Source organism: Streptomyces incanus (assembly GCF_042656345.1).
Classification (GTDB): Bacteria; Actinomycetota; Actinomycetes; order Streptomycetales; family Streptomycetaceae; genus Streptomyces; species Streptomyces incanus.
The window spans coordinates 1-18,324 of record NZ_JBHSPC010000069.1 but is presented as its reverse complement, the minus strand read 5'-3'; the positions used below and the strand labels follow the sequence as shown (position 1 = coordinate 18,324).

Here is an 18,324-nt window from a genome sequence, read left to right as displayed (position 1 = left end):
TGCACGCAACATCAACGCCAGGATGACGCGACACGCCCCATTAATTAATCGACGCCCCCACCGAGCGCACGGGCGCGTTGTTCGTCGTCGCGGCCGGCACCGTCGGCTCCCCCGGTGTCGCGGACGCGGCGCTCACGGTGGGCGCGGTCGACCGGGACGGCGGGCTCGCGCCGTTCTCCAGCCGCGGTCCCCGGGCCGGTGACGACGCCGTCAAGCCCGACCTGACGGCTCCGGGTGTGGGCATCGTGGCGGCTCGCGCGGACGGTACGACCATGGGCGAGCCGGTCGACGCCCGGCACGTGGCGGCCTCCGGCACGTCGATGGCGACCCCGCACGTGGCGGGTGCGGCGGCGCTGCTCGCCCAGCGGCACCCGGACTGGAGCGCGGCCCGGTTGAAGGACGCGCTCGTCAGCACGGCCCGTACGGCGGCCGGTCAGGAGGCCACCGAGCAGGGCGGCGGACTCGTCGACGTGGCCGCGGCCGCGCTGGGTCCGGTCACCGCCACCGGCACCGTCGCTCTGGGCCCGCTTCAGACGGGTGGCGGCGAGCCGCGTACTACGCGGCTGCGGTACACGAACACCTCGGGCTCCGACATCACGCTGGCGCTCACGGCTCGGCTGGCCACGGCCGGGGGACGGCCGCCCGGCGAGGGCGCGGTGAAGCTCGGCTCCGGCTCGGTCAGGGTGCCCGCGGGCACCACCGCCGACGTACCGCTGACGGTCGATCCGGCCCGGGTGCAGCAGGGCGACTATTACGGCTATGTGACCGCGGTGTCCGGGGACGGGAAGGTCACCGTGCACACCACGGTCAGCCTGGCCGTGCAAGGGCCGACGCACCGGCTCACCGTCCGGACGGTGGACCTCGCCGGCCAGCGGGTGGAGGCGCTGCCAACCATCTGGGGCCCGGACGGCTTCGTGGGCTACACCGGCACCGACCCCGCCGTCGCGGAGGTCGAGGAGGGCACCTACCAGCTGGACTACTCGTCCCTGGACGACGCCGGCGACGGCCAGGAACTGCGGCACGTGGTCCTGCCCGAGGTCAAGGTCACCAAGGACATGACCGTCACACTCGACGTCCGCAAGACCACGCTGGTCGACATCCGCACGCCCCGGCCGGCGGAGCAGCGCGGCATCCTCAGCTACCAGACGTACCGGAAGATCGACGGACGCAGTCTGCTCCAGGGCACGATGTACTTCGACGTCGGCAAGCGCCTGTACGTGAGCCCCACGTCGGCCGTCACCGACGGCACGTTCGAGTTCGCCTCCCGGTGGCAGTTCGTCGCGCCGCTCCTGGAGATGAAGGTGTCCGGCGGCAAGGGCGGTGAGGCGGAGCCGGACGCGTACTACATGCCGTCCTCGCCACTCTTCGACCGGAAGAGCGCGCGCCTGATCGCGGTCGACGCGGGGGACGCCGCCGCCCCCGACTTCTCCCGGGCCCGCGGGAAGCTGGCGGTCCTCACCAACGAACAGACCGTCGGCGAGCGGACCCTGACCGAGCGGGCGGCCGTGGCCGGGGTGCGCGGCGTCGTGCTCGTCCACTTCAACGACAACGCGTGGATCCGGTGGCACCCGGAGGGCGACCGCTGGGGCGTGCCGACCGTCAGGATCGGCGCGAAGGCGGGAGCGGCCCTGCTGAAGCGGATCGGCAGGGGGACCACCACGGTCGGGTTCACCGGAACCGCCCGCAGCCCGTACCTGTACGACGTCATGCAGGTGTCGTCCCAGCGCATCCCCGCGAAGATCGTGCACACGGTCTCCGAGCGCAACAGCGCCGTCGTGCGGAGCAGGTACGCCGACAACGGCGGCGTGCCCTGGGCCAGTGAGCAGCGTTTCGCTCGCCGGCCGTACCAGGACACGGCCTGGCTGCAGTACACCCGCTACGTACCGACCGGATTCGACCGGACCGAGTACGTGAGCAGCGGTGACACCTCGTGGCAGCATCTGGTGCACCACAAGACGACGTACGACGTGGACGCGCCGCTGCGCGACGGTATGGCGGACACCCCGCGTACGTACCGGGCGGGCGAGCACACCAGCGACACCTGGCAGGCGTCCGTCGTACGGCCGTCCATCCCGCGCGGCACCACGACGCCGTCCGTGCGCAAGGGCGACGTACTGAGCGTGCGGATACCGGAGTTCACCGACTCGCAGGCCGGTCACCGGTCACGGCTCGCCGCGGGCGGCGGCGGTGGCGGCATCGGGACGCGGGCGGCGGGCGACGCGGCCGAGGCCGTGCTGTACCGCGACGGGCGCCAGGTGGGGCGGGCCGACGGCGGTTTCGCGGACTTCGAGGTGCCGTCGGACGCGGCCGACTACCGGCTGGACCTGACCACTTCGCGGACCTCTCCGGAGTGGGTCTACGGGACCGGCACCGAGACGTCTTGGTCGTTCCGCTCGGGCACGGCGGCTCCGGCGACCACTCTGCCGCTGCTCCAGCTCGACTACGACGTGCCGGTCGACGCGTACAACGCGGTGCGGCCGGGCCGTACGCACACCGTCGGCCTGTCGGTCCGCGCCCAGGACGGGCTCGCCGCACCGCGGGGCGTGGGCGTCCAGGTCGAGGTCTCCTACGACGACGGCCGGAGCTGGAGCCGGGCCGGGCTGATGCCGGGGCTGAAGCGGCACGCCGACGCCCTCGACCTCGCCCGTGCCGAGGCCACCAGCCTGCTGGAGGTGTACCGCGACACGATGCGCCGGCGGGACGCCAGCGAACTGATCGAGGTCATCACGGGCGCCGAGGCCCTGCGGCAGCACCTGCGCCAGATCCAGGGCAGCGCGCGGGACGAAATGCTCTGGTTCTGCAAGGCCCAGTACGTGGCCATGCCGTCGGGCAGCAACGACTCCGAGTTCGAGGCCCTGGGGCGGGGCGTGCGCTACCGGGTGCTGTACGAGAAGGCGTTCTTCGACGACGAGGGCGCCGTTGACAACGTTGTTGCGGGCGTACGGGCCGGGGAGGTCGCCCGTGCGGTGCCGCATCTGCCGCTGCGGCTGGCCGTCGCCGACCGGGCCATCGCCATCTGTCCGCTCGTGCCCGGCGGCCCGCGGGGGAACCTGGACGAACCGACCACGGCCCTCGTCCGCGACAGCAATCTGCTCGCCGCCCTCATCGCTCTGTTCGAGCGGTACTGGGAGGACGCGGTGCCGCTGGACGTCGACGACTCGGACGCGGTCGCCGGAACGGACGGCGCCGGCGGACCGGACCCGCTGTCCGCGACGGACCGGCGCCTCCTCGCCCTCCTGGTGTCCGGGGTCGCCGACAAGACGGTGGCCACCCAACTGGGCCTGAGCCGGCGCACGGTGCAGCGGCACATCCAGCACATGATGGAGCTCGCCGGCGCGGCGACACGTATGCAACTGGCGTGGCAGGCCGCGCGGCGGGGGTGGTTGTAGGGGGCTTCGGGGCCGGGGCTCCCGGAACCCTTCGAAACTGCCCGGATCACGGCGCGGTCGCCAACCGGCCCAAGGAAGCAACACTGCAGGAGTTGAAGGCAAAAAAAGCACGAAAGGAGGAAGGGCACGTACCCTCGCGAAGCAAGCGACGCAACCGGCAACCGGCACGCCCTCAAGCTCACACGACAGCCCTCCCGATGATTACGGCGTAATCACCGACCCCACGGGCGACAGCGAACCGCACGGACACGAAGCGGCCGAACCATCCCTGGCACCGGAGGAACCCGCCACCACAGGGCACCGCGCAACGGCGCTGTCACGTTGGCTGACAGGATGGGAGGATCTTCGGGCTGATCACGGTAGAGGGGGTCGTCCGTGGGGAGTACGTCGCCGTCGTACAAGGGCCACCGCTACCCGGCTGAGGTCATCTCCCACTGCGTGTAGCTGTACTGCCGCTTCCCGCTCTCCTACCGAGAGGTCGAGGAGTTGATGCTGCAGCGCGGCGTGATCGTCTCCCACGAGGCGGTGCGCCGCTGGTGTCTGAAGTTCGGGCAGGACTACGCCAACGCGCTGCGCCGCCGACGTCCCCGCCCTGGCGACAAGTGGCACCTCGACGAGGTCTTCCTCACGGTCCACGGAGAGCGGAAGTACCTGTGGCGGGCCGTCGACCAGGACGGCAACGTGCTCGACACCCTCGTGCAGAACCGACGCGACAAGGCCGCCGCCAGACGCTTCTTCCGCAAGCTCCTCAAGCGGACCGGCGCCGTGCCGCGGGTGATCGTCACCGACAAGCTCCGCTCCTACGGCGCCGCCCACCGCGAGGTCATGCCCTCGGCCGGGCACCGCTCGCACAAGGGGCTGAAAAATCGGGCCGAGAACTCCCACCAGCCCACGCGGCAGCGTGAACGCGCGATGAAGGGATTCCGTTCCGTAGGCGGGGCCCAGCGATTCCTGTCCGCCTTCGGCGGCATCTCGTCCCACTTCCGACCCCGCCGCCACCTGATGACCGCCGCCGAACACCGTCTCGAGATGACCATCCGGTTCACCCTCTGGGACCACATCACCAAGAACATCGGCCTGCCCACCCAGGGCTGAACACTGGCCCGAAACCCGGCCCTCACCACGCCCCGACGCGCCATCAGACACTCACACACCTAACAACGTGACGGTGAGGGTGATCGGGTGCCGCTCCGGGCGGTGGCTTGACTCGCAACGTGACTGACCGTGTGCCTTGCCATTGATCTGTCGGCTACCCGCTCGGTGCGGTGCGTGCTGCCGCCGGGCAGGGGACGTGTCCCGATAGGGGCCTTCGCGACAGGCACCGTCACAGTCTTGACCGCCCCGGCCCGGCGACGGCCACCAGCACCCAAGGCGATCAGGAGAAGGCGACCTTGCCCAGCATCACGCAATCCGCTGCCCCGGGTCACATCCCGGCCGACGCCGCTGAGGAGGTCCTGCTCGGCGTGGACACCCACAAGGACCTTCACGCCGCGGCTGTCATCACCATGCTCGGTGCCGCCCTGGACGGCCGGAGCTTCCCGGCGACCGCGCAGGGATACCTTCAACTCGTCGCCTGGGCCAGCTCGTTCAAAGTGGTGCGACGTGCCGGCGTCGAGTGCACCGGCTCCTACGGGGCGGCCTTGGCCCGCCACCTGCACGCCGAGGGAATCGAGGTCACGGAGGTCAACCAGCCGGACAAGGCCGCCCGCCGGCGCCACGGCAAGACCGACGCCGTCGACGCCGAGGCCGCCGCCCGCGCCGTGCTGTCCGGGCGCGCCACCGCCACGGCCAAGACGAGCGACGGCCCGGCAAAGAAGCTGCGGCTGTTCAAACTCGCCAAGGGATCCGCAATCAAGTCCCGCACCCAGGCCATCAACCAGCTCAAGAACGTCCTGGTCTGCGCCGACTCCGCCCTGCGCGAGACCCCGGCCGGCCTGACCAACCCGCACCTGATCAAGCGGTGCGCCGCACTGGAAGCTCTGGACGCGACCGGGCCTGCTACAGCTGCCCGGCACACCCTGCGTCTGCCGGCCCGTCGAATCCAGCACCTGACCGAAGAGATCGACGACCTGAACCAGCGGACAGCCGAGGCCGTCAAGGCGAGTTCGCCCGGTCTGCTCGACGTACGCGGCGTCGGCCCGGACAGCGCCGCAGCCCTGCTCATCGCCGCAGGTGACAACCCTGAACGCCTCACCAGCGAGGCGTCTTTCGCTGCCTTGTGCGGCACCAGCCCGGTCGAAGCGTCCTTTGGCAAGACCCAGCGCCGCAGACTCAACCGCGGCGGCGACCGCCAGGCCGACGCCGCCCTCTACCGGATCGTCCTCAGCCGCCTGCGCTGGGACGACCGCACCCGGAACTACCTGCAGCGACGCCTTGCCGAGGGCAAGACGCGCCGAGAAGTCATCCGCTGCCTCAAGCGCTACACCGCACGGGAGGTCTACCAGCTCATCGCCACTCCGAGCCCCGCAGCCGGCCGCGCACGTGCCGCAACCGCTACTTGACATCCATAGGGGCATCAACGCCCTCGCGCTGCATCCGCGCGGCCAGGGCAGCCGGCAAGCTGATCGCGAGCGCGGAGTTGGCCAGCCACGCCGTCCGCTCGTCGCGGTTCAGCCATTGCGTTTCGGTAACCGGACCAGTGGGTTCCGTGGTCCCAGAGCCTTCGGCCGACGTCGTCGCCTCGAATGGCGACCCGTTCAACGGACGCCGGCGGCGGTGTCCGTTCGTGCCGGCTGCGCTACTCGCCATGCGGCCATACCAGCCACCCTTGTTGACGCAACAAGTTCTCCTCACTGCCGCCCGAGCGCGTCCTGAGCACGTGACTGACAGCGGCGCAGCGCGCCATCGACGCCGCTACACAACCTTCTGCGGCGCTGAAACCGGTCCCCGCGTCGAAGCGTGGAGCCAGCGAATGGATCCAGGAAGGGACAACCGGGTCCAGTTCACGTCGCTCGGAGGGATCGAAGTCTCGTGCATCGGCCTCGGGGCCATGGGCATGTCGGCGATCTACACCGGCGCCGGTCGCGACGACGCCGAGTCGGTCCGCACCATTCAGCGCGCTGTGGACCTCGGTGTCACGCATCTGGACACCGCCGAGGTGTACGGGCCCTACGTCAACGAGGCCCGCATCGCTGCCGAGGCGTTCGGCGCCGAGCGTTGGTTCGCCGATCCGTTCGAGCTCATCCGCGCCCCATCGGTTGACCTCATCACCGTGGCTGTCAAGGGCCCGGCGCACCGTGAGCTCGTCCTGGCGGCCCTCGCGGCGGACAAGGCCGTGTATTCGGAGTCTCCGCTGGGCGCGACCGTTGCACAGACGGAAGAGATGGCTTACGCGGTCGGCTCGCTGCACACGGCGATCGGCCTGCAGGGCCGGCTCAATCCCCCGGTGCGCCGCGCGGCGGAGAGCATCGCGCAGGGTCGACTCGGGCGACTGTTCTCGGCGAGTGTCGCCGCGACGACATTCGGCAACGGCCCGGAGTCGGTGAGCGCCTACGAGTACTTCGACAAGGCGGCGGGAGCGGGCTTCCTGACCATCGCGGCGGGCCACGTTCTGTCTTGGCGGGCGTACCCGCGCCCGACGCTCACTTCAGCCTGGAGGTTCGCGGGTCGGACGGCTGGCTGGCTGAAGTTGACGGCGGTCACCCCGCGGGCACTCAGGTCGGCGACCTCGTGTTGTCGTCGAGCCTGGACTTCACCGCGCCCGATAGCCCCGTCGCCACGGGTACCGGCCCGACCGCCGCCGTGATTTGGGCGGGTGCGGCCATCAATGTGGGGGAGGTGAAGGTCGGCCTGGCGCGCGACATCGCGAAAGGGCTCCCCACACCCCGGGATTCGACCATGCCGTCCACAACAGCCGCCTGGTCGCCCGAGTCGAACAGGCCTCGCGCACCGGTCTCCGGCAGTGAAGGCGTGGGACAGGCCGCGCACCACTGCACTGTCGGTGCTGTACGGACAGCCAACGGCGGCACCCTACTCGGTCAGGCCCGGTGTCCGCGAGCAAGATCGCGGACACCGGGCCGGATCGCGGCAGTCCGAGAGAACCAGGCCGTGACCGATACGGCAACCGATGCGCGATGCGGGCAGCCGACATAGGTTCGGTCGCGTTGGAAGGGCCCCCTGATGCCCACGACCTGACCTGGGAGTCGTTGATGATTTCTGTCCTCTGCCACCACGGCGCCGACGGCGCTTCCCGGGAAGCTCACGACGTATGACCACGTCCGCGCGTGCCGCCGTTCTCGAAACGCAGGACGGGCCATTCGAACTCCGTGACATCGAGATCGAAGATCCGCGAGCGGACGAGGTACTCGTCCGCATGGTCGCGACCGGAATATGCGCGACCGATGCTCATGTGCGGGCGCAACGCATGGTTACGCCGCTCCCGGTGGTACTGGGGCACGAGGGCGCGGGAGTCGTCGAACGTGTGGGGGCCGCTGTCACCACCGTCGAGCCCGGTGACCACGTCGTCCTCTCCTACCACTCGTGTGGCCGCTGCAAGCCGTGCATGTCCTCTCACCCGGCCTACTGCGACAACGCCTGGGCGGCCAACTTCGCAGGCGCCCGCCTTGATGGCTCGAACGGGCTGCACGTCGCCCAGGGTGCTGAGCCACACGGCCACTTCTTCGGCCAGTCCTCCTTCTCCACCTACGCTCTGACCCACCAACGGAACACGATCAAGGTTCCCCGTGATCTGCCTCTCGAGGTCATGGCACCGTTGGGGTGCGGGCTGCAGACGGGCGCGGGGGCCGTGCTCAAGGCCCTCGCTGTTCCGGCGGGGGCGTCCCTCGCCGTGTTCGGCGTGGGCGCGGTGGGCTTGGCGGCGGTCATGGCGGCCGGCGTCGCGGGTGCCACCACGGTCGTCGCCGTCGACGTCGACGCCGGCCGGCTCGAGCTCGCCCGTGATCTCGGAGCGACACACACCGTCAACCCCGGCCGGGTCGAGGATCTGACCGGCGCGCTCCGCGCCATCGAGGAGCGCGGTCTGGAGTACGTCCTCGACACGAGCGGCCGCGCGGAGAATCTCGACGCAGGGGTCGGCGCCTTGGCGCATCTGGGGCAATTCGGCTTCGTGGCGTTCCATGAAGGCGCAGGCGCCGTGATCGACGCCGGCCGGCTCTCGGTCGGCCAGTCGTTGCGGGGCATCGTCCAGGGAGACGCTGTCTCGTCGCTACTGATCAACGAACTGGCTCAGCTTTATCGAGCGGGCCGGTTCCCGATCGACCGACTGCTGTCCTTCTACGACTTCTCAGACATCAACACCGCGTTCGAGGATGCGGGCTCGGGCCGCGCTACCAAGGCGATCCTTCGATTCATGTCACCGGGATAGTCCATCCCCGTCCCCCGCTCGACAGATTTCAGACAACACAGAGAGGCATCTCGCCGATGTGCCAGAGCAGTCAGAAACCCATCAGCGTCGACACCACCTCGACCTTCTACGGGATCGACCACTATGGGTTCGCTCGAGCGGGGGCCGATGACTCGTCGGACCCCGAGGAGTACTATCCCCCTTATCTCCAGAGTGAGCACTTCCAGAAGTACGGTTACCACGTCGAAGAACTGCGCGGCGGCTTCTACTGGGTCACCAGTGCCGGCTACGACGCCGCATTCGTGGTGACCGAGCAGGGCGTGATCGCGATCGACGCACCGCCGACGCTGGGCGAGAACATGCTGGCGGCGATCGAGGACGTCACCGACCAACCGGTCACCCACGTGATCTACAGCCACTGGCACGCCGATCACATCGGCGCGGCCTCCATATTCGGTCCCGACGTCGAGATCGTCTCCCACCGCATCACCAAGGAACTCCTGGAGCGCTTTCCCGACCCGAAGCGTCCCCTGCCGACGAGAACATTCGACGACGAACTCGTCCTCGAAGTGGGCGGAGTGCGGCTGGAGCTCTCCTACAAGGGCGAGAACCACTGCCCCGGCAACATCTTCATCTACGCACCACAGCAGAAGGTGCTCACCGCTGTGGACATCGTAAGCCCGGGAAGCGTTACGTTCATGCACTGCGACGCCTCGCAGAACATCACCGGCTGGTACGAGGCGCAGTCGCAGATTCTCGAATACGACTTCGACTTCCTCGTCGGCGGGCATCACATGCACTACGGCACCTACGAGCAGGTGAAGCTGTGCGTGGAATACTTCGCCGACGTGCTCGAGGGGGCGACCGCGGCGATCGAGCGGTTCAGTCGCTCGGACGCGCTCGGCGAGATCATGACCGACACCGGCTGGGACAGGATATGGGTCGGCACCGAGAACTGGATCAACTCCATGGCGAACTACACCACCCGGCACGTCCTTGAGAAAGAGACCAGCAACGGCCAGCTTTGGTGGGAGCGGCTGGCAGGTGCCACCACCCAGACCAAGTACCACGCGTACACCGTGGTGGAGTCGATCCGGCTGGAACGTCCTCGACCGAACTACCGTATGCGGGGCGAGAATCCCCCGGTATTCATGACCTGACGCCGTCCCGAACGATACGACCGGATGAGCGATGCGACGGATCCTGTCGATCCGTCGCACCGCGTAGCCGTGACGGTGCGGTTCTGACGCCGCCATCGCAAAGTTCGGTGACGAGCCCAAACCCCGGATGTCCCAGGAACGGGCCCGTCGAGACAGCAAGGCGGCTCGGGCCGTCCCCAGGGCTCCGTTATCGCCCGTCGGTCCCTCGGCCCACGGCCGAGGTGGAGGAGTAGAGCCACCGGCGAAGGACGATGTTCATGGCCGGCATCATCAGATACGTCATCAAGGTGCTGCCACGTTGGCTGACCGGGTGGGATGGTCTTCAGGTTGATCATGGTGGAGGGGGATCGTCCGTGGGGAGCACGCCGCCGTCGTACCAGGGGCACCGGTACCCGGTCGAGGTGATCTCTCACTGCGTGTGGCTGTCCTTCCGCTTCCCGCTGTCGTTCCGGGAGGTCGAGGAGCTGATGCCCGGGCGCGGTGTGCTCGTCTCGTACGAGACGATCCGGCGTTGGTGCGCCACGTTCGGGCAGGCCTACGCCAACGCACTGTGCCGACGCCGACCCCGGCCCGGTGACAAGTGGCATCTGGACGAGGTCTTCATCAAGATCAACGGAGAGCGGAAGTACCTCTGGCGGGCCGTCGACCAGAACGGCAACGTCCTCGACATCCTCGTCCAGAACCGGCGGGACAAGGCCGCGGCCAGGCGCTTCTTCCGTCGGCTCCTCAAAGGAATCGGGGCCGTGCCGAGGGTGATCGTCACGGACAAGCTCCGTTCCTACAGCGCGGCGCACCGCGAGGTCATGCCCTCGGTGGAACACCGCTCGCACCAGGGCCTGAACCACCGGGCGGAGAACTCCCACCAGCTCACGCGGCAACGGGAACTTGCCCTGAAGGGCTTCCGCTCCGCCGGCGCCGCACAAAGATTCCTGGCCGCGTTCAGCGGCATCTCACCGCACTTCCGGCCCCGCCGCCACCTGATGACCGCCCCCGACCACCGCGCCGAGATGACCATCCGCTTCACCATCTGGGACCAGGCCACCGGAGTTGCCGGCCTGCCCAGCACTCCCTGAACACGCGGCCGGAACCCGGCCCCGCCACGCCTCGACGCACTGCCAGGCACATCCTCACTCAACAACGTGACAGCGCCACACCGGTGCCTCGATCTCGTCAGATTTTCAGGAGTGATCACGCGCGCCACGCTTGGCGAAGCGTGAGGTCATCTCCCTGGCCACATCGATAATGTGACGCCGTGAAACACTGTCAGGTGCAGCCCGATACCAGGGCGCACGCAACACGGTTCTCACAGCGTGAAGATTGCAATTATGCATGGAGGACGAATGCGGCCCATCATTCCCGACTATTTGGCCGAGGTACTGGGAAATGTGGAGTCGGACACGTCCGGAGAGCTGGCGGGATACATTCCTGAGCTTGCAGCAGCGGACCCCGAGCGCCTCGGAGCGGCCTTTGCCATGATCGGCGGAGAGGTCTATGGTGCCGGCGACATCGATATCGAGTTCACCATCCAATCAATCTCCAAGCCGTTCGCATATGCGTTGGCCCTGTCTGATCGCGGATTCGACTCTGTGCTCGCCAAAGTCGGTGTCGAGCCGTCCGGAGAGGCGTTCAACGAGATCTCCCTCGAAAGCGACACCGGGCGCCCTCTCAATCCCATGATCAACGCCGGCGCGATCACCGTGCACTCACTGACCGGCGCGGAGGACCTGAATCCGGCGGAGCGTGTGGAACGCGTGCTCCACGGCCTCTCGGCGTTCGCCGGTCGTCGGCTGAGGATGGATGAGGCGGTATGTGCGTCAGAGATGGAGAACGCGCACCGCAACCTCGCCATCGCGCACATGCTCCGCAGTCACGACGTCCTCACCGAGGATCCCAGGCCCATCGTGGACGGCTACACCCGCCAGTGTTCCGTGCTCGTCACCACGCGAGATCTGGCCATGATGGCCGCGACGTTGGCCAACCGCGGGATAAACCCTCTCTCGGGTGAGCAGGTGGTTCCGGAAGCGGTGGCACGTCAGGTGCTGAGCGTCATGTTCAGCTGTGGAATGTATGACGCCGCTGGTGACTGGGCGACCCAGGTCGGTATTCCGGCGAAGAGCGGGGTGGCCGGGGGCCTGATCGGCGCGCTCCCCGGGCAGATCGGAATTGCCACGTTCTCACCACGACTGGACAGGCACGGGAACAGCGTTCGCGGAGTGTCACTCTTCGAACGGTTCTCTTCAGACATGGGCCTGCATGTGATGGAGGTCCCCGCCGCCGCGCGTGCCGTCGTGCGGTCCCACCATGTCGTCGGCAGCGGATCGAACGCGCTCCGGGTCCTGCAACTGCAAGGTGGCATCGGCTTTGCCGGAGCCGAGAGAGTTGTTCAGGAAGCCATGGACATTTCGCCTTCGGACATCAGGGTGGCTTTGGACCTGACAAGGGTCTATTCGATCGACGACGTGGCACGGCGCGTGCTGCTGGAGGTCGCGCGCCGGCTGACGCTGAATGGTCACGAGGTCTACCTCGTCGACCCAGAATCGATCATGCCCGATCCCGATCCCGGCGATGGTGGCCGAGTCACACTCGTGGACAACATGAACCACGCTGACCTACACGCCGCGATCGCGGGAGGAGGTCAGGGCGGTTGAAAGCGCATGGTGGAATTCGCTTCCCACCGCAGGCCGATGCGGAACGGCGAGACCTCTGACCCGCCTCCGAGCACACGGTTTCCACATACAGATATGGGTCGGCGTTCGTTTCGTCGGCCAGAAGGGAAAGAAGTCATGGGTTACATCACCGTCGGCACGGAGAACAGTACGCCGGTCGAGCTCTACTACGAGGATCAGGGTTCTGGGCAGCCGGTCGTCCTGATCCACGGCTACCCCCTGAACGGGCACAGTTGGGAGCGTCAGACGCGTGAGCTGCTGGCCCAGGGCTACCGGGTCATCACCTATGACCGTCGGGGCTTCGGCCAGTCGTCGAAGGTGAATTCCGGTTACGACTACGACACCTTCGCCGCCGACCTGAACACGGTCCTTGAGACCCTCAACCTGCAGGACGTCGTCCTTGTCGGTTTCTCGATGGGCACCGGGGAACTCGCCCGCTACGTGAGTCGCTACGGTCATGAGCGTGTCGCGAAGCTCGCCTTCCTCGCCTCGCTCGAGCCGTTCCTCGTCGCCCGCGACGACAACCCCGACGGGGTGCCGCAGGAGGTCTTCGACAACATCGCCGCGACCGCGAAGGCGGATCGGTACGCCTGGTACAAGCAGTTCTACGCGGACTTCTACAACCTCGACGAGAACCTCGGCACGCGTATCAGCGAGGAGGTCGTGACCGGTAGCTGGAACGTCGCGATCCGCAGCGCTCCGGTGGCCGCGTACGCCGTGGTGCCGGCATGGATCGAGGACTTCCGCGCCGACGTCGAGGCGGTCCGCGCGAGCGGCAAGCCCGCACTGATCCTGCACGGTACGAAGGACAACATCCTCCCGATCGACGCCACCGGGCGCCGCTTCCACAAGGCGCTCCCCGAGGCCGACTACGTCGAGGTCGAAGGAGCGCCGCACGGCCTGCTCTGGACCCACGCCGACGAGGTCAACACCGCGCTCCGTGACTTCCTCGCGAGGTGACGGTGGATGACGTGCGCTTCCCCTGACGGCTTCTCATGACGCGGAACCGCGTCATCGCCGTCGACGAGGGGCGTATGTGATGCCGAACTGATACCGAGGCGCCACATACGCCCCTCGGGGTCCATCAACGCAACGGATGCCTGATCTTCGACCCTCACGGCACCCATGCGTCGACACGCTGTCCGGCGGCACCCACCACACCAGTGCCCGGCACCTGCCACTGCTGGACGCGCTGACCTCCCTCAGGGGCCTGCTCCGGCCTGCACAACCTCTGCCTCCGAGCCCCCCGAACGACATGATGTAACGACCGGCACCCCTTCTCCAGGGGGCGATCCCCGGCGCCCATGTCTGCTAAGTGGATACATCAACTACATTGAGTCTTCCGATAGTCATACGAGACAGGCGTGCGGCCTGAGGGGAGAAGTCCGGGATGCGGAATCTGACCGTGGCTCAGCAGATGGTGGACATTCTGCGCCAGGCGGGCGTGGAGCGGATCTATGGCGTGGTGGGTGACAGCCTGAACTCGGTGGTCGACGCGGTGCGCCGTACCGACGGCATCGAGTGGGTGCACGTACGGAACGAGGAGGCCGCCGCCTTCGCCGCCGCTGCGGAGGCGCAGCTGACCGGCAGGCTCGCGGTGTGTGCCGGAAGCTGCGGACCCGGAAACACACACCTGATCCAGGGACTGTACGACGCGCACCGCTCCGGTGCGCCCGTGCTGGCACTCGCCTCGCACATCCCGTCCCACCAGATCGGCACCGGATTCTTCCAGGAGACCCATCCGGAAAGGCTGTTCACCGACTGCAGCGACTACTGCGAGATGATCAGCACCCCGGAGCAGATGCCCCGGGTTCTGCGGATCGCCATGCAGCGGGCTCTTGGCCACAGCGGGGTGTCGGTCCTGGTGATACCGGGCGATGTCGCGCACGACGAGGCGACTCACCCGACGGGAAGCAGCGACCTGGTCACCGAGCGTGGCCGGGTCGTCGCTCCGGACCCACAGGTTCGGGCGCTGGCCGAGAAGCTGAACGCGGCACGGAAGGTGATGCTGTTCTGCGGTGCGGGAGTGCGGGACGCGCACGCCGAGGTCATGGCGCTCGCCGAGAAGACCGCCGCCCCCATCGGGCACTCCCTGCGGGGCAAGGAGTGGATCCAGTTCGACAACCCGTACGACGTAGGCATGAGCGGTCTGCTGGGCTACGGTGCCTGCTTCGACGCGATGCACGAGGCCGACCTGGTCGTCCTGCTCGGCACCGATTTCCCGTACAACGACTTCCTGCCGCAGGCGCGGACCGTACAGATCGACCACGATGCGGGCCGCCTCGGCCGTCGCACTGTGCTGGAACTCGGGGTCCACGGCGATGTCCGGGAGACGCTGCGGGCTGTGCTGCCGCTGGTCGGGGCGAAGGAGAACCGTGCCTATCTGGACCGGATGCTGCGCAAGCATGCCAGGTCGCTGGAGAAGGTGGTCTCGGCCTACACCCACGACGTCGAGCGGCACACCCCGATCCACCCTGAGTACGTGGCCTCGGTTCTGGACGATCTCGCCGCCGATGACGCGGTGTTCACCGTGGACACCGGCATGTCCAACGTGTGGGCGGCGCGTTATCTGACCCCCAATGGACGGCGCCGGGTGATCGGTTCGTTCCTGCACGGCACGATGGCCAACGCGCTGCCACACGCCATCGGCGCGCAGTTCGCTTACCCCGGCCGCCAGGTGATCTCGATGTCCGGTGACGGTGGACTGGGCATGCTGATGGGCGAGCTGCTCACGGTGAAGCTGCACGATCTGCCGGTGAAGACGATCGTCTTCAACAACTCCTCCCTGGGCATGGTGAAGTTGGAGATGCTGGCCGAGGGGCTGCCTGAGCACGAGACCGACCACAAGCCGGTGGACTACGCGGCGATCGCCCGCGGCGCGGGCATCGAGGCGATCCGCATCGAGCACCCCGGGGATGTCATCGATGGGCTCAAGCGGGCGCTGGCCCATGACGGACCGTTCCTGGTCGACCTGGTGACCGACCCCAACGCGCTGTCGATCCCGCCGCACATCTCGGCCGCCCAGGTCAAGGGATTCGCCTTCGCCGCGGGCCGGACAGTGCTCGATGGCGGCGTCGGCAAGATGCTCGACCTGGCCCGCGCCAACCTGCGGAACATCCCTCGCCCCTGAGGGGGTCGCCGCACTCATCGAGGTCCGGTTTCACGACCCCAGCGACCTGACGAAGGCCGGCGAAATCACTGTGGCCCGGCTCTCCGTGGGCCACTCAGCTCCTCACGAACGCCACATCGAGACACCCCCGGCACCGACTTGTCGGTGACACACCGGCCCCTCCCGCCGTCTGGTCCGGACGTACTCCCAGGTGGGAGGGACGCCGGTGGTCACCTGCTCTCGCAACGATGACGCCGGACGCATCAGTACTGATCGAATCGACCAGAAAACGGTCGTCACACCTGACGGGACCTTATATCGACGGCCCGACGCCTGCGCGCCACCGATCACCCCCTGCGCGGGGTCCACGGAAGGGAATCACCACCCATGAGCGAGGAAACGCCGGCCCCTGATCTCGGTCACGGTCCGATCCGGAGAATCGTCGATCGTCTGAGCGCACATCATGAACGGGCGAAGCAGCAGCATCAGGAAGCGGACATAGCCGATTCGATCGCCGGTGCCGCTTTCGACCTGGGGGTCGACATCGCACGCCCAGTCGCTCTGCCGCACGAACTCGTCGGCTTCGACGCTGAAAGTGATCTCGGAATCGTCAAGCAGCCACCGGAGTGGCGCGCATAGGAAGGCGGCGCAGGGCACCGGACGAGCAAGGGTCTGCCGGGTGCCGCAATTGCAGCATCCTCCCTTCGGCACCGATCGTGCTGAAGGGAGGATGCTGTGATGCGGACTCAACCGGCTGGATCACGAACTACCGGCCAGAGTATGGACGACAGCCAGTACCCGACACGGATCAGCGCCGGGGCAGCGGCGATGTCATGCCTCGTTACCGGTGGGCGTGTTCAGGAGCTGCATCTCCCAGGTGAAGGCCACACCGCTGGCACCGCCGTGCTGTGCCTGGACTTCGGCGGCGCCCGGCACGGTCTTCTCGCGGGCCCAGTCGCGCTGCCACTCGCCCAGCACAGCCATCCAGGTGATCGGGGTGATGCCCGCCTGGATCATGCGCTGCACCGCCATGTCGTGGGCCTCCTTCGAGACACCGCCCGACGCGTCGGTGACGACGTAGACCTCGAAGCCCTCGCCCGCCGCCTGTATCGCCGGCATGGCCACACAGATCTCCGTCCAGAGGCCGGCGATGATCAGCTTCTTGCGCCCCGTCGCCTTGACGGCATTTACGACACGCTCGTCCTGCCAGGTGTTGATGAAGGTCCTGTTGATCGGCTTCTGCTCCGGGAACACATCCTGCAGACCCTGGAGAAGAAAGCCGCCGCGCTCCTCCAGGACGGTGGTCAGAATGGTCGGAACGTCGTACACCTTGGCGGCCTTGGCGAGCCCGACGGCGTTGTTGATGACCATCGTCGGTTCGTGGCTGTGCAGGTTGGCGACCTGGAACGGCTGGTGGTCGATGAGGGCGAGCACGCTCTCCTCGGGCGTCAGCAGCGCGCCAAGTCCGGCCTTGTTCTCAGTACCCACGAGATTCCCCTTCTGGAACGTTGCGTCCGCAGATCTCCGGCAGTGCACCGACCTCTCGGTACCCCGAAGTGAGCAGGTTCGGGTTGGCCGGGCCGGCGACCCCACACCATTTGGTTGACGCGTCATCGACACTAGATGTCGATCAGTGATGCGTCAACTACTGAGTCTTTCGTCTCGGGGTGAAGTGCGGCCGTGACGGGTGTATCCCGGAGGTATGAGGTATCCCGATGGGGGCGGCCTGACCGCGAAGCAGCGGGCCCAGCGGGAGCGGGTGCGGTTCGAGGCCGCCGAGATGTTCGCCGCCGGGGCCGGTCCCGGGCAGGTCGCCCGGCGGCTGCGGGTCTCGCGCAAGTCCGCCTGTGCCTGGCACGCCGCCTGACGGGCCGACGACGCCGACGCGCTGCGCTCGAAGGGGCCCTCCGGCTGTCCGTCGCGGATGAGGCCGTCCTGGCGGGCGTGGCGGGAGCAGGCGCTGGAGGAGGGGCCGGCCGCGCACGGCTGACCGGAGGACCAGCGCTGGACGCTGGAGCGGGTGGCGGTCCTGGTCGCCCGCCGCTTCCCTGGCCGTTTCAGCGAACCGCAGATGAGCCGGATCCTGCACCGGATGGGGTGGTCGGTGCTGGTGCTCCCCCAGCCTTCGGCCGGGAGGTACCCCCGGTGCACCGGGCCGCGGAGCGGGACGGGCGGGCGGTGGCCACCTGGATCAAGGAGACCTGGCCGCGGGTGGAAAAACGGTGAGGGACCAGGACGCGTGGCTGGTCTTCGAGGACGAGTCGGGGCAGTCCCTGCGGCCGCCGAAGGCACGTACCTGGTCTCGTCGCGGCCGCTCGCCGCGGGTGGAGGTGTCGGGGAAGGGCTCGGGCAGAATCTCGCCGGCCGCGCCGGTGTGTGCCCGCCCCGGGCGACGCGCCCGGCTGATCCACCGGATGCCGGTGCACCATTCCGGCCGCTGCGGGGAGAAGAAGGGGTTCCGGGAGCGGGACTTCGCCGCCTTGCTCGATGCCGCCCGCCGGCAACCGGGCGGGGAGGTCGTGCTCGTGCGGGACGACTCCACCCAGCACAAAGACGTGCAGACGCGCCAGTTGCCGGCCAAGCGGGAGAAGCGGTTGACGGCCTTCCGTCTGCCTGCTTGCACACCGGAGTCGAATCCGGCCGAGATGGGTTTGTCTCAGTGCGAGCCTTGTAGGGATGCTGCCGCATGATGCTCAAC

The 18,324-nt window shown here is 67.9% G+C and carries 12 protein-coding genes and 3 pseudogenes; 14 read left to right on the top strand and 1 reads right to left on the bottom strand.

What is annotated here, in order from left to right:
• Positions 1–47: 47 nt before the first annotated feature.
• The 12 genes and pseudogenes from ACFP2V_RS21840 to ACFP2V_RS21785 form a co-directional block, all read left to right on the top strand.
• Positions 48–428: pseudogene (locus tag ACFP2V_RS21840) on the top strand (S8 family serine peptidase); the annotation flags it as partial.
• Positions 429–2,600: 2,172 nt separating this feature from the next.
• Positions 2,601–3,389, top strand: a pseudogene (locus tag ACFP2V_RS21835) (helix-turn-helix transcriptional regulator); the annotation flags it as partial.
• 426 nt (positions 3,390–3,815) lie between these two features.
• Positions 3,816–4,484 (top strand): annotated as a pseudogene (locus tag ACFP2V_RS21830) (IS6 family transposase).
• A gap of 296 nt (positions 4,485–4,780) precedes the next feature.
• Entirely contained in the window at positions 4,781–5,890 is a 1,110-nt protein-coding gene (locus ACFP2V_RS21825; protein WP_381214990.1) for an IS110 family RNA-guided transposase, read from the top strand.
• A gap of 410 nt (positions 5,891–6,300) precedes the next feature.
• Positions 6,301–7,134 carry a Gfo/Idh/MocA family protein gene (locus tag ACFP2V_RS21820; RefSeq protein ID WP_381214993.1) on the top strand — a complete coding sequence of 278 codons (834 nt, stop codon included), beginning with the start codon at positions 6,301–6,303 and terminating at the stop codon, positions 7,132–7,134.
• 462 nt (positions 7,135–7,596) lie between these two features.
• Positions 7,597–8,712, top strand: coding sequence for an NAD(P)-dependent alcohol dehydrogenase (locus ACFP2V_RS21815; RefSeq protein ID WP_381214987.1), 1,116 nt, complete (start codon positions 7,597–7,599; stop codon positions 8,710–8,712).
• Positions 8,713–8,768: 56 nt separating this feature from the next.
• Positions 8,769–9,851 carry an MBL fold metallo-hydrolase gene (locus ACFP2V_RS21810; protein WP_381214984.1) on the top strand — a complete coding sequence of 361 codons (1,083 nt, stop codon included), beginning with the start codon at positions 8,769–8,771 and terminating at the stop codon, positions 9,849–9,851.
• A gap of 353 nt (positions 9,852–10,204) precedes the next feature.
• Positions 10,205–10,924, top strand: a complete 720-nt coding sequence (locus tag ACFP2V_RS21805; protein WP_381214981.1) for an IS6 family transposase — start codon at positions 10,205–10,207, stop codon at positions 10,922–10,924.
• Positions 10,925–11,191: 267 nt separating this feature from the next.
• Positions 11,192–12,499, top strand: coding sequence for a glutaminase (locus tag ACFP2V_RS21800; RefSeq protein ID WP_381214978.1), 1,308 nt, complete (start codon positions 11,192–11,194; stop codon positions 12,497–12,499).
• A 135-nt stretch (positions 12,500–12,634) separates the two neighbouring features.
• On the top strand, positions 12,635–13,477 hold the full coding sequence (locus tag ACFP2V_RS21795) for an alpha/beta fold hydrolase (protein WP_381214974.1): 843 nt from the start codon (positions 12,635–12,637) through the stop codon (positions 13,475–13,477).
• 430 nt (positions 13,478–13,907) lie between these two features.
• Positions 13,908–15,647 carry a pyruvate dehydrogenase gene (locus ACFP2V_RS21790; protein WP_381214972.1) on the top strand — a complete coding sequence of 580 codons (1,740 nt, stop codon included), beginning with the start codon at positions 13,908–13,910 and terminating at the stop codon, positions 15,645–15,647.
• A 366-nt stretch (positions 15,648–16,013) separates the two neighbouring features.
• Complete coding sequence (locus tag ACFP2V_RS21785) at positions 16,014–16,265, top strand: hypothetical protein (RefSeq protein WP_381214969.1); 252 nt, start codon at positions 16,014–16,016, stop codon at positions 16,263–16,265.
• A 192-nt stretch (positions 16,266–16,457) separates the two neighbouring features.
• Here the strand turns inward: ACFP2V_RS21785 and ACFP2V_RS21780 are convergent, their stop codons facing one another.
• Positions 16,458–17,114: a hydrolase gene (locus ACFP2V_RS21780; protein WP_381214966.1), complete on the bottom strand. Its 657-nt coding sequence runs from the start codon at positions 17,112–17,114 to the stop codon at positions 16,458–16,460.
• 214 nt (positions 17,115–17,328) lie between these two features.
• Between ACFP2V_RS21780 and ACFP2V_RS21775 the strand changes: the two genes are divergently transcribed.
• Both ACFP2V_RS21775 and ACFP2V_RS21770 read left to right on the top strand, forming a co-directional pair.
• The gene (locus tag ACFP2V_RS21775) at positions 17,329–17,493 is read left to right on the top strand and encodes a helix-turn-helix domain-containing protein (protein ID WP_381214962.1); all 165 of its coding nucleotides are present in this window, start codon (positions 17,329–17,331) and stop codon (positions 17,491–17,493) included.
• Between the two features lie 355 nt (positions 17,494–17,848).
• Positions 17,849–18,316, top strand: a complete 468-nt coding sequence (locus ACFP2V_RS21770) for a transposase (protein WP_381214958.1) — start codon at positions 17,849–17,851, stop codon at positions 18,314–18,316.
• Positions 18,317–18,324: the final 8 nt, after the last annotated feature.

Coding starts and splice junctions, on each gene's coding strand:
- ACFP2V_RS21785 (WP_381214969.1), top strand. CDS start 16,014: ATGAGCGAGGAAACGCCGGCCCCTGATCTCGGTCACGGTCCGATCCGG.
- ACFP2V_RS21810 (WP_381214984.1), top strand. CDS start 8,769: ATGTGCCAGAGCAGTCAGAAACCCATCAGCGTCGACACCACCTCGACC.
- ACFP2V_RS21775 (WP_381214962.1), top strand. CDS start 17,329: ATGAGGTATCCCGATGGGGGCGGCCTGACCGCGAAGCAGCGGGCCCAG.
- ACFP2V_RS21820 (WP_381214993.1), top strand. CDS start 6,301: ATGGATCCAGGAAGGGACAACCGGGTCCAGTTCACGTCGCTCGGAGGG.
- ACFP2V_RS21815 (WP_381214987.1), top strand. CDS start 7,597: ATGACCACGTCCGCGCGTGCCGCCGTTCTCGAAACGCAGGACGGGCCA.
- ACFP2V_RS21795 (WP_381214974.1), top strand. CDS start 12,635: ATGGGTTACATCACCGTCGGCACGGAGAACAGTACGCCGGTCGAGCTC.
- ACFP2V_RS21790 (WP_381214972.1), top strand. CDS start 13,908: ATGCGGAATCTGACCGTGGCTCAGCAGATGGTGGACATTCTGCGCCAG.
- ACFP2V_RS21800 (WP_381214978.1), top strand. CDS start 11,192: ATGCGGCCCATCATTCCCGACTATTTGGCCGAGGTACTGGGAAATGTG.